Source organism: Mycolicibacter arupensis (genome assembly GCF_002086515.1).
GTDB lineage: Bacteria > Actinomycetota > Actinomycetes > Mycobacteriales > Mycobacteriaceae > Mycobacterium > Mycobacterium arupense.
Window position 1 is genome coordinate 102431 of the sequence record NZ_MVHH01000001.1, and the last position, 12344, is coordinate 114774.

Annotated in this window: 8 protein-coding genes; 2 read left to right on the plus strand and 6 right to left on the minus strand. The window is 70.5% G+C overall.

Translation table 11 applies throughout. The annotated features are described in order from the left end of the window. Window positions 1-246: a WhiB family transcriptional regulator gene (locus tag BST15_RS00470; protein ID WP_046188447.1), complete on the minus strand. Its 246-nt coding sequence runs from the start codon at window positions 244-246 to the stop codon at window positions 1-3. A 309-nt stretch (window positions 247-555) separates the two neighbouring features. Further along, entirely contained in the window at window positions 556-2655 is a 2100-nt protein-coding gene (locus BST15_RS00475; protein ID WP_046188446.1) for an ATP-dependent DNA helicase UvrD2, read from the minus strand. Window positions 2656-2728: 73 nt separating this feature from the next. On the opposite strand from BST15_RS00475, the gene BST15_RS00480 reads away from it, so the two are divergent. Further along, the gene (locus BST15_RS00480) at window positions 2729-2977 is read left to right on the plus strand and encodes a mycoredoxin (RefSeq protein ID WP_046188445.1); all 249 of its coding nucleotides are present in this window, start codon (window positions 2729-2731) and stop codon (window positions 2975-2977) included. Between the two features lie 12 nt (window positions 2978-2989). Here BST15_RS00480 and nudC read toward each other — a convergent pair whose 3' ends face one another. Genes nudC through BST15_RS00500 form a run of 4 tightly spaced genes read right to left on the minus strand, consistent with a single transcriptional unit; the run spans window position 2990 to window position 11484 of the window. Continuing rightward, the gene (gene nudC / locus BST15_RS00485) at window positions 2990-3913 is read right to left on the minus strand and encodes an NAD(+) diphosphatase (RefSeq protein ID WP_046188444.1); all 924 of its coding nucleotides are present in this window, start codon (window positions 3911-3913) and stop codon (window positions 2990-2992) included. Between the two features lie 19 nt (window positions 3914-3932). Next, window positions 3933-5009 (minus strand): potassium channel family protein, encoded by a 1077-nt coding sequence (locus BST15_RS00490; protein WP_046188443.1) that lies wholly within the window; start codon window positions 5007-5009, stop codon window positions 3933-3935. A 53-nt stretch (window positions 5010-5062) separates the two neighbouring features. Further along, window positions 5063-8347: an ATP-dependent helicase gene (locus BST15_RS00495; protein ID WP_083070770.1), complete on the minus strand. Its 3285-nt coding sequence runs from the start codon at window positions 8345-8347 to the stop codon at window positions 5063-5065. Then, a complete protein-coding gene (locus tag BST15_RS00500; protein ID WP_046191174.1) occupies window positions 8344-11484 on the minus strand; it encodes an ATP-dependent helicase in 3141 nt (1046 codons plus the stop codon). Before BST15_RS00500 ends, BST15_RS00495 begins: the two co-directional genes overlap by 4 nt. A gap of 7 nt (window positions 11485-11491) precedes the next feature. On the opposite strand from BST15_RS00500, the gene BST15_RS00505 reads away from it, so the two are divergent. Continuing rightward, window positions 11492-12331, plus strand: a complete 840-nt coding sequence (locus BST15_RS00505) for an alpha/beta fold hydrolase (RefSeq protein ID WP_083070756.1) — start codon at window positions 11492-11494, stop codon at window positions 12329-12331. Window positions 12332-12344 lie beyond the last annotated feature (13 nt).

The following is a 12344-nucleotide window of genomic DNA, read 5'->3' on the forward strand; positions in this document are numbered from 1 at the left end:
TCAGGCGGCGAGGGGTTGCTTACGTGGGCGGCCCCGCGACCGTTTGGCACCGATGACGCTGCCGCGATCGAGGATCTCGCCGCCCCACACTCCCCACGGCTCGCTGCGCTGCAAGGCCGCTGACAGGCACTGCTGACGGATCGGGCAGTGCGCGCAGCGCGCCTTGGCCCGCTCCAAGTCGGCGGGGTTCTCGGCGAACCACAGGTCGGGATCGCTGTGACACGGCAACTTCAGTGTTCTCGACATGATGTACCTGCTTTCCGGTCGGTTCGTGGTGGTGCGATCCGGGCCGGACGGCGGGCTGCCGAGGAAAGAGAAATGGCCACGGATCCTGGTAGGTCCGTGGCCATCGATGTGGCTGGGGCAAGGAGCCCTAAGGCGAACCTCGATGCACGGACGCGGATACGGCGACGGCTGCGTGACGCACCGCCGCCTGCGCAGCGGCGGCATGGCGCGCGCCGGCCGCGCGTACCCACAGGGCGCTGATCGTGGTCATGGCATCCGAGGGTAGCCGCTGGCCCCGCGAGCCCACAACCGAATTAATTCCGGCAGCGGTCAACTCCGGTTGCGGACCAGCTCCAGCACATCGGGGCCGAACTGCTCCAGCTTGCGTGCGCCGATGCCCGGGATGGCCACCAGAGCCGCCTCATCGCCGGGCAGCATTTCGGCGATCGCGGTCAATGTGTTGTCGGAAAAGACGATGTAGGCGGGCACCTTCAGTTCGGTGGCCGTCCGCAGCCGCCAGTCCTTGAGGGCCACCAGCAACTCGGTGTCCACCTCGGCCGCGCAGGTCTCACATCGGTTGAGCATGATCGCCGCAGGGGTGTTCAGCGCCTTGGTGCAGATGCGGCAGTATTTCGGTGCGCCGCGGGCGCGGCGCTTGGCGGGCGTGGTGCTGGCATCGGCCTGTGGTGCGATGCCGCTGAGGAAGCGCGACGGTTTACGCCCGGCCCGCCCGCCCGGAGCGCGGGCGAGCGCCCAGCTCAGTGTCAGGTGGATCCGGGCCCGGGTGACACCCACATAGAGCAGTCGCCGTTCCTCTTCGACGGCCTCGCTGTCCGCACCGTGCGCCAGGGCGTGCGAGATGGGCAGCGTGCCGTCTGCCAGTCCCACCAGGAACACGGCATCCCACTCCAGCCCCTTGGCGGCGTGCAGGGAGGCCAGGGTGACACCCTGCACGGTCGGAGGGTGCCGGGAATCGGCGCGCATCCGCAGTTCCACCAGCAGCGCCGGCAGGTCGAGCTCGGGGCGTTGGGCGACCTCATCGTCGACAAGCTCGGCCAGGGCACCCAGGGCCTCCCAGCGCTCGCGCGCCTTGGCCCCGGTGGGCGGTTCGGTGGTCAGGCCCAGTGGTTCGAGAACACCGCGCACGGTTTCCGGCAGTGGACCGTCGGCTCCGCGTTCGGAGGCCCGCTGCAGGGCAACCAGCGCCTGTCGGATCTCTTGGCGGGTGAAGAACCCCTCGCCGCCGCGGACCTGGTAGGCGATGCCGGCCTCGGTGAGCGCCTCCTCATAGACCTCCGATTGGGCGTTGATCCGGTACAGCACGGCGATCTCGGCCGCCGGGGTGCCGTCGTGGATCAACCGGGCGATGGACTTGGCGACGGCCGTGGCCTCGGCCACCTCGTCGGGATGCTCCCGAAAGATCGGCGCCGGACCGGATTCACGTTGGCCGATCAGCTTGAGTTTGCTGCCGGCGACCCGCCCCCGCGCGGCGGCGATCACCCGGTTGGCCAGCGACACCACCTCGGGAGTGGACCGGTAGTCACGCTCCAGGCGGACCAGCGCCGCGTCGGGGAATCGACGCGTGAAGTCCAGCAGGTACCGCGGCGAGGCACCGGTGAACGAATAGATGGTCTGATTGGCGTCGCCGACCACGGTCAGGTCATCGCGCTGGCCGAGCCAGGCCGTCAACACCCGCTGCTGTAGCGGAGTCACGTCCTGGTATTCGTCGACCACGAAGCAGCGGTAGCGATCCCGGAATTCGGCAGCCACCGCGGCGTCGTTCTCGATCGCGGCCGCGGTGTGCAGCAGCAGATCATCGAAGTCGAGCATCGCCACTTCGCCGCGGGCCTTGAGTGCTTCGTAGCCTGCGTAGACGTCGGCCAGCTTCGCAGCCTCCAGCGGGGTGTCGCGGCCGGCGGCGGCCACCGCCTCGGGATACTGCTCCGGCCCGATCAGGGAAGCCTTGGCCCACTCGATCTCGCCGGCGACGTCGCGAACATCGTCGTTGCTCAACCGCAGGCCGACATGACCGGCGGCGCGGGCGACCACTCCGAACTTGCGATCCAGCAGCTCCCACCCGGTGTCACCGACCACCCGCGGCCAGAAGTAGCGCAGTTGCCGGCGGGCCGCGGCGTGGAACGTCAACGCCTGTACTCCGCCGACCCCGGCGGCCGCTCCGGCACCGGCCGCTGCGCCCAGTGCCCGCAGTCGCGACCGCATCTCCCCCGCGGCGCGCTGCGTGAACGTGACGGCCAGGACCTGTCCGGGTGCGACGTGCCCGCCGGCCACCAGCTGGGCGATCCGATGGGTGATGGTGCGGGTCTTGCCCGTGCCGGCGCCGGCGAGTACGCACACCGGACCGCGCGGGGCCAGCACCGCAGCGCGCTGCTCTTCGTCCAGACCGGCGATGAGCGCATCCATGGCGTCCATCTTGGCAGGCGCCCCCGACGACCCCCGACTCCGATTCGGGAATCATCGGGCGACCTATTAGGTTTGGGCAGTTATGGACCAGCTCGTCATGTACACGACTCAATGGTGTGGCTACTGCCGACAGCTCAAGGCGGCGTTGAAGAAGCTTGAGATCCCCTTCGAGGAGATCGACATCGAGCAGGACCCGACCGCGGCGGAGTTCGTCAGCTCGGCCAACGGTGGCAACCGCACGGTGCCGACCCTGCGCTTCCCCGACGGCTCAACCCTGACCAACCCGACCGGGCGCGAAGTCAAGGCGAAGCTGGAGCAACTCAGCGGATAGCTCGGCCGCCCGTCAGCTGGACTCGGCCCAGGACTCGATGATGGTCCTGGCGATCGAGATGGACCCGGGCAGCAGCAGTTTCGCCGTCGAATCACCGCTGTTCCACGCCCCGGCCGACAACGCAGCCCGCACCTCATCACGGGTGAACCAGGCCGCCTCGGTGATCTCGCCGTCACTGAAGACGAACGTCTGGCCGGGATCGGCGATGGCGTGGAATCCCACCATGAGGGAGCGCGGGAACGGCCAGGGCTGACTGCCCAGGTACGTCACGTCGCGTACCGCCAACCCGACCTCTTCGTGGACCTCGCGTACCACGCACGCCTCGAACGACTCGCCGGCCTCGACGAACCCGGCCAGCAGAGAGAACATCCGAAGCGGCCAATTGTGCTGTCGGGCCAGTACCACGCGGTCGGCGCCGTCGTGCACCAGGCAGATCACCGCCGGGTCGATCCGGGGGAACTCTTCGGCGCCGGTGACCGGATTGACCCGGGCCCACCCACCGCGCACCGGCTTGGTCGGTGTGCCATCGACAGCCGAAAACCTCGCGGCGTCATGCCAATTCAGCAATGCGATGGCCGACGACACCAGTTGAGCGCTGACATCGTCGAAGAGGTCGCCGGTGGCACGAAAGTCCAGTACGGAGACGTCGGCGCCCGATGGTGCCTGCAGCGCGCCGCGGACCGCCCAGACATGGCGCCCGTCGGCGATGCGGCCGAGAAAGACCGCGTCCGGTGGCGGGGTGGCGCCCAGTTCGGCGGCCTCCTGCAGCAGCACCTTGCCGTCGGCAACCAGTACCTGATTGCGGGGATCGACCCGCATCAGCGCGGCAGTCGACCACCCGGCGGCGGCCGCGTCGGTGTCCGTACGCAACTGATCTGCACGGTCGGCCCCGACCCGAGACAACAGGGGAACCTGGCGTAACTGGAAATTCCCCATCAGCGCTGCCCGCCGCGGGTCACTGGTTGCTCACCGTGCGCACATACAGCAGCCGGTCGCCGGCCTCGATCGCATCCACCTCGGGCGCGTCCAACCGCAGCAGCCGCCCACCGCGAACCACGGCGAGCACGATCTCGTTGAGGTGCTTGGCCGATGCGCCGACCTCCTTGTGCTCCACCTCCCGCTCGGCGATGGCGTACCCGGCGTCGGGGGTGAGCAGATCCTCGATGATCTCGACCACGCTGGGCGTGGTGGTGGCGATGCCGAGCAGGCGCCCCGCGGTCTCGGAGGACACCACCACCGAGTCGGCGCCGGATTGCTCCAGCAGGTGCTGGTTCTCGGCTTCCCGGATGGACGCCACGATGGTGGCATTGGGGGCGATCTCGCGGGCCGTCAACGTCACCAGCGTCGCCGTGGCGTCGGCTCCGGTGGCCACCACAATCGCCTTGGCACGCTGAGCGCTGGCCAGCCGCAACACATCCGACCTTGTCGCATCGCCGTCCACCGTCACCAGCCCAGCGCTCTTGGCTCGATCGAGTACTGCCCGGTCGTTGTCCACCACAACGATGTCACTCGGGGTGGTCGCGTCGTCGCCGAGCATGGCCGCGATGGCGGTCTTCCCTTTGGTGCCGTAGCCGATGACGATGGTGTGGTCGCGCACTCTTTTCCTCCAACGCTGAATGCGGTATGCCTGCTGGGACGTCTCGGTGAACGCCTCGACTGTCGTTCCGACCAGCAAGATCAAGAAGGCGATCCGCAGCGGGGTGATGACCAGGACATTGATCATGCGGGCGAACTCGGTGACGGGCGTGATGTCGCCGTACCCCGTGGTCGACAAAGTCACCGCCGAGTAATAAAGGCAGTCCAGGAAGGTCAGGCGATCGCCCTGGACATCCTGGTAGCCGTCGCGGTCGACATAGACGAACAACGCGGAAACCACCAGCGCCGCCAGTGCGATGAGGCTGCGCCGGTAGACGGTGCGGCCCGGACTGTACTGCCCGTGCGGCATGCGAAGCACGCCGACGAGTGCGTAACTGGGCTGGGCGGTCAGCGTCTCATCGAGGCGACGCAACCGCCTCCAGCTAGCCCCTGCCACGAGGGGCGGTCATCGGTCGCACGTGACGCACGGACCCACTGTAACCACACGACTCAGCTGTCTAGCAGCGCGGCCAGCTCATGGTGTTCGGGCAGTTCATCGGGCACGACAGTGCTGCCGGCGCGCACGTAGTGGAAGGCGGCTCGGACCTGCGATACCGGACAGCCGCTCAGCGCGGCCCAGGCGAGCCGGTAGACCGCCAACTGCACCGCGGCGTGCCGGCGAGCGTCCGGGCCGTCGGGAGCCGTGCCGGTCTTCCAGTCCACGACGGTCACGCCGCCGTCCGGCTCTGCGAACACCGCATCGATCCGGCCCCGCACCACGTGAGTGCCGAGGGTCATCTCGAAAGGCACCTCGACGGCGGTGGGTGTTCGGGCGGCCCACGGCGACTCCAGAAAAGCCGCCTGCAGATGGGCCAGCTCCTGCGCATCAGCGCGGGCCATGTCGGCGTCGGCTGCGCCTGGCAGATCGTCGAGCTCGAACAAATGCTCCGCCCCGTAGAGCCGCTGAACCCAATCGTGAAACGCCGTGCCCAGCAACGCATGCGGGTCCGGACGGGCGGGAAGGCGCCGACTCAGGCGCTGCGGCGCGCCGTCCGGGTCACGACTCAACTCGACCAGGCCGCTCACCGAAAGTTGCTGGGGCAGCGTGCGGACCGGCTGCCCCGCGGAGGAGGCACGCTCCGCCAGCAGGGCATCGACGTCGGCGGCCCACGGGCTGGACGGCAGCTCACCGTCCGACGATTCGTCGGCCTGCAGCTGTGCGGACACCAGTGCCGCACCGTGATCGACGTGGCCGCGCCGTCCAGCCAGCGGATCGACCGGCCATACTCCTTCTTCGGCGCTGTCGCGCAGGGGATTTGCCTCACCTTCGGCGGGCTCCTGCGCCCAGTGCTGCACGACTCCGCAGGGGGTCCCCGCGTCCGCCGCGTTGTCGATCACCGCCTTGATCTCGGTGAGGAACACCGAGGGCCCGCGCGGCTTGGTCTCCCCCGCCCCCCAGTGGTGCCCCGAGACCAGCAGGGTGTCCTCGGCCCGCGTCACCGCCACATACAGCAGCCGGCGCTCTTCATCGACCCGCCGCTGGTCCAGCCGGCGCTGGTGTTCGGCGATGGCATCGGACAGCTGCTTGCGGTGGGTGACCGCGTCAGTGTCGAGAATCGGGACTCCCTCGACGAACTCGCCACCGCGTTGAGCGCGGTCGCCGCGCAACAGCGGAGGTAGTTCTGCCGCGTCGGACAGCCAGCTGCGCCGCGATGCGGTCGAGGGAAACACCCGCGCCACCAGGTGCGGGATCGCGACCACCTGCCATTCCAGCCCCTTGGCGGCGTGCACCGTCAAGATCTGGACGCGGTCGGCGGCCACCGCCGGTGCCGCCGGCGCCAACCCGTTCTCGACCACTTCAGCCGCCTCCAGGTAGGCCAGCAGGCCGGGAAGCGATGCAGGTGCCCCGGCCGCGTCGGCATACCCGGCCACCACGTCGGCGAAGGCGTCCAGTTGGTCGGTGCCCGATCCCCCTGTCGTCAGCGGCTGGGCGGCGAGCACCTCACAGTCCAGGCCCAGCACCCGACGAACTTCAGCCACCAAGTCGGGTAGCGGATGCCAGAGGTGGCCACGCAGCAGGGTCAGCTCCTCGGCGAGGGCCACGATGCGGCGGTGCCCCACCGCCGAATAGCGTTCGGCGGGTCCGGGATCAGCGAGTGCGTCGGCCAGGCAGGCGGTGTCGGCATCTGGCCCGGCCGCGGCGGCGATCTCCGCGGCCGAGGCCGGTGCGCTCGACGCGTGGGGCCGGGCCAGCTCGGCCGCACGCCGCCACAGCGCGGCCAGATCGGCGGCGCCCAGGCGCCAACGCGGTCCGGTGAGAACGCGCATTGCCGCAGCTCCGGCGGTCGGCTCTTGGATCAGTCGCAACATCGCCACCAGGTCTGCCACTTCCGGAACGGACAGCAGCCCGGCAAGGCCCACCACCTCCACCGGGACGCCGCGGGCGCGGATCGCCGCGGCCAGCGGCGCGGCATCGGCGTTGCGCCGCACCAGCACCGCGGCGGTGGGCGGGGCAACGCCGTCGGCCCCGGCCTGCTGGTAGCAGCGCTGCAACGACTCGGCGACCCACTCGACTTCGGCGGTCACGTCGGGCAGCAGCGCCACCCGCACGTCGCCGGGGGGTGCGGCGGGGCGAGGCCGCAGCGACTGCACCGTGACGGAGCGCTGCCGCGCCTCGGCGGAGACCTCATTGGCCAGGTGCAGCACCTCGGGTGGGTTGCGCCAGCTGGTCCGCAGCTCCAGCGTGGGGGCCGGGCTTCCGTCGGACATCGGGAAATCGGTCGCGAAACGGGGCAGGTTGGTTGCCGAGGCGCCGCGCCAGCCGTAGATCGACTGAATCGGGTCGCCCACCGCCGTGAGCGCCAGGCTGTCGTCGGCGCCGCCTCCGAACAGCGACGACAAGGCGATGCGCTGGGCGTGTCCGGTGTCTTGGTACTCATCGAGCAACACCACCCGGTAGGTGGCACGCAACCGGGCCCCGACCGCCTCGTGAGAACGGGCCAGGCGAGCGGCGGTGGCCATCTGGGCGCCGAAGTCCATGGCCCGTTCCGCTCGCATGCGCTGGTGCAGCGCATCGATCAGCGGCACCAGTTCAGCGCGTTCGGTTTGGGTGTCCAACATCTTGAGCAGCGACTGGCTGGGATCGGCACGCTGGCGCGGCCCGGGCGGCAACGTCAGCACCAGCCGCTCCAATTCCAGGTGCGTGTGGCGCAGTGAGCCGGTGTCCACCAGATGTTCGGCCAGCTCACCGGAGAGACGCAACACCATGGCGGTGACCGCAGCCGGGTCCCGATGGGTGCGTAGTTCCCCTGAATAACCGCTGACCACGTCGAAAGCCATCTGCCACAAGGCGGTCTCCGTCAGCAGCCGGGTGTCCGGCTCGATTCCGAGCAACAGCCCGTGCTCGCGCAGCAGGGCACCCGCGAACGCGTGGTAGGTGCTCACCACCGGTGTTGCCGCCGAGGCAGCGTCGAGTCTTCCCGGTCCGGTTTGGCTCGGTTCTGCCGCCATCAGCCCGGCACCGGCCAGCCGCGCCAGTCTCGAATGGACCCGGCGCAGCAGCTGGCCCGCTGCCTTTCTGGTGAACGTCAGACCCAACACCTGCCCGGGTTCGGCATAGCCGTTGGCGACCAGCCACACCACCCGGGCGGCCATCGTCTCCGTTTTGCCGGCGCCCGCGCCGGCAATCACCACCAGGGGCCCCGGTGGTGCGGCGATGACCGCGGCCTGCTCCTCGGTAGGCTGATGCAGTCCCAGCGCCTCTGCCAGTTCGGCGGGTTCGTAGCGGGCACTCATGCGCCGCACCCCGGAGCGTGCGCCGGGCAGACCGGACGCATCGGGCAATGCCGGCAGCCGTCGTTGACACGGGCGGCGAATTGCGGCCCGGCAGTGGCCGCGGCTGCCTGCGCGATCCGCTCCGTCCATTGGCCACCGGTCTCGGGGGTGAGGGCGTCTTGTTCGCGTTCGGTGGCGCCGTCCCCGCCCGGCTTGGCCGGATACACCAGCCGGCCGCCGCCGGGCTGTTCGTCGGCACCGATGAGGCCGGCCTCCACCGCCAGCTGGTAGACGGCGAGCTGGGCGTGCTGCTGCGCGTCGTCCTTGCTGACCGGGCTCTTCGCCGTCTTGACGTCGACCACCACCAGCCGCCCGGCGGCGTCACGCTCAACCCGGTCGATCCGGCCGCGCAGGCGCACGCCCTCGCCTGCGTCGATCACACCGTCGAAGGGCACTTCGGTGCCCACCTCGGTGAGTTCGCCGCGGGTCTGGGCTCGCCAGGCAGCAAAAGCCTCGATCAAGGCCCGGTGCCGGTCGTGTTCGTTGGCCGAGTACCACCGGGAGGTGAAGGGCAGCTGTTGCCATGCCCGGTCCAGCTCGGCGATCATTTCCTGTGGGCTGCGGCCCGATTCGGCGACCAGAGCGTGTATCACCGATCCGATCGTCGAACGCAGATCTGGGCCATCGGTTCCCCCATGACGTTCGGCCAACCAACGCAGCGGACAGTCCAGCAGGCTCTGCACGGCTGAGGGTGACAAGGTGACGACCTCCCCCGAGCCGGGGCGCCACAACGGTTCCTCCGTGCTCACCGGTGCCGTGCCATACCAGCCCTGCGGATCGGCACCGGGCACCCCGGCCCGGGCAAGGCGCGCCAACTGCCGTGCCGCATCGGCACGTTCGGCATCGGTCACCACCCCCTCAGGTGCGCAGACCACGGCGCGCAGGCGGCCCACCAGCCCGGCTGCCGAGAGCACCGGCGCGGTTACACCGGGCGCCGCGGGCACGCGGGCCTGCTCGCCGGTGGCGCAAGCGGCGAGTTCGGCGACGAACTCCGAGGGGATCTGTTCGTCGGCGCCGCCGTCCACGTCGCCGTCGACGGCGGTGATCACCAACCTGCGCCGGGCTCGGCCCAGCGCAGCCACCAGCAGGCGCCGTTCTTCGGCCAGTAACGGTGCCCGGGCCGAGACCTCTTCACCGAATCCGTGCAGGGTGTCCAGAAGCCGCTGGGTTCCCAGCACACCGCCCCGCGGAACGGTGTTGGGCCACAAGCCTTCCTGGACACCTGCGACCACCACCAGATCCCATTCGCGTCCGAGGGCGGCGTGCGCACTGAGCACCGCCACCGCCTCGGCGCCCACCGTGGATTCGGTGCGCGGCGACGCCAGTTGCATGGCCGTGACGTACTCGACGAGTCCGGTCACGGTGGTGCCGGCCGTGCGCGCCACGTACTGCTCGGCAAGGTCGAAGAGCGCGGTCACCGCATCCAGATCCCGGCTGGCTTGGGCCCCGGCCGGACCCCCGCGCTCGGAGGCCGAGAGCCAGCGCTGCTGCAGGCCGGACCGATTCCAGGCCTGCCAGAGCGTGTGGTGCGGGTCGCAGCCGCCGGCATGACTGCGGGCGGCGGCCTGCAAGACCGCACGCACCCGCCGCAGTGCACGGGCATGCGCGGCCGGCAGCTCCCTGGGCGCGCCGGTGAGTACCGCCGCCAGGGGTGCACCGGGGTCGGCCGAATCCGGGGAGCCGGCCGCGCCGCGGCGCAGCGTGCGTTGCAGCTGCCTCAGGGAGATCGGATCCACCCGTCCGATGGGCCCGCTGAGCAGAGCCAGTGCCCGTGGTCCATCCACCGCCTCAGCCGTGCATTCGAGCACCGTGAGCAGCGCAGCGACCGCGGGCTGCTCCGCCAGCAACCCTCCGCCGGCCGGGAGCGCGACCGGGATGCCTGCGGCGGCCAGCGTCCGGGGCAGCCGTGCGGCCGCCCGCGGCACAGACCGCACGATCACCGCCATCTGAGACCAGGGCACGCCGTCGATCAGGTGGGCACGCCGAAGCGTGTCCGCGATCAGGGCGGCCTCGGCGTGGGCGGTCGGCGCGGTGCACACGCGAACCACGCCGTCGTCCGCTCCGGTTCCGTCGAGCCGACGGGTGGCACTGGAGCCGGGCAGGCGGCGGGCGACAGAGCTGATCGCCCGGGCCACCGCCGGGGCGCAGCGGTGCGAGGTCGTCAGCGTCACCACCGGCACCGCGGCCCGATCAGCCGGCACGTCGCGGTCCAGCAACACGGTGGGTTCGGCGCCACGAAAGCCGAACACCGCCTGGTCGGGGTCACCGGCGATCACCGTGCGGTGCACTCCGGCAGCGAGCACCCGCACCAGCTGGGCGGCCTGTGGGTCGAGCTGCTGCGCGTCGTCGACGAGCAGCAGCCGGATGCGGCTGCGTTCGTCCAGGAGCAGATCCGGGTCGGTGGCGAACGCCTCCAGCGCCGCCCCGACCAACTCCGCGGCACCGAGCGCCGGCGTGGTCGCCTGGGGCGCTGCAGTACCGACCGCGGCACGCAGCAGCATCACCTGCTCGTACTGCCGGGCGAACCGGCCGGCGGCGGTCCACTCCGGGCGGCGGCACCGTTTGCCCAACCTGATCAACTCAGCCGGGTCGACTCCGCGCTCGGCGCACCGTGCCATCAAGTCACGCAGTTCGGTGGTGAACCCGTCGGTGGCCAGGGCCGCATGCAAGGCCGGCGGCCAGGCCCCGGCACCGTCCCCGGCGAGCAGTTCGCGGATAACGCTGTCCTGTTCGGCACCGGTCACCAGCCGCGGCGGGGTGGCCTCGGCCCGCCGCGCAGCGCGTTGGAGCACCGCGAAGGCGTAGCCATGCACGCTGCGCACCAGTGGCTCGCGGACTGCTCGGCCCGCCGCAGGCGCGCCGGCAGCCAGCAACCGTGCCGTCAGCGCCCCCCGGTCCGCGGCGGGAAGCCGGCCCGCCCCCGTCAGCAGCAGCACCGAATTGGCGTCCACACCGTCAGCGATGTGCGCGCTAGCCGCCTCGGCCAACAGGGTGGTCTTGCCGGTTCCAGGCCCGCCCCGCACCTGGACCACGCCGGAGGCCCGCGGGTCGAGTACCGCGGCGACCTGCGCGGCCTGCGAACCCCAGTGCTGTGCCATGCCTCCTATGACAGCACTGCCCTCTGACAAGTACCGGCTCAGCTGGCACCATCGACGCGTGAATCCCGAGCAACGACTGCACGTGCACCGCTACGGCCCGGACGGCCCCGTGGGCTTGTTGGCGGTCCACGGACTGACCGGCCACGGAGCCCGCTGGCGTTTTGTGGCCGGCCATCTGCCCGAGGTCGCCGTCGCGGCACCGGATCTGATCGGCCACGGACGCTCCTCGTGGGCGGCGCCGTGGTCCATCGACGCCAACGTGGAGGCACTGGCTTCCCTCCTTGAGGAGGCGGCCGACGGGCCGGTCCCGGTGGTGGCGCATTCCTTCGGCGGCGCCATCGCCCTGCACCTGGCTGCGGCACGCCCCGACCTGGTCGACGCGCTGATTCTGTTGGACCCGGCGATCGGGTTGGACGGACAGTGGATGGCCACAATCGCCGCTGCGATGCTGGCCTCCCCCGACTATCCCGACGCCGCCGAAGCGCGGGCCGAGAAGGAGAACGGCGCCTGGTCCGACGTTGATCCCGGCCTGCTCGACATCGAGATCGACGAGCATCTGGTCGCCGCGCCCTCGGGGCGTTTCGGTTGGCGGATCAGCGTGCCCGCGGTCATGTCGTACTGGAGTGAGTTGGCCCGCCCCGTCGTGCTGCCCGGATCCACGCCGACCACCCTGGTGCGGGCCACCCGGACTTCGCCGCCGTATGTGGAGGGGGCGCTCATCGACGGCCTGCGGGACAGCCTGGGTGCGAATTTCCAGCTGATCGACTTCAACTGCAATCACATGGTCGACCAGGCCCGCCCCGCCGAGACCGCCGCCGTGATCCGCGCGCAGCTCTCCCGGAACTAGGGCAGGCAACGCC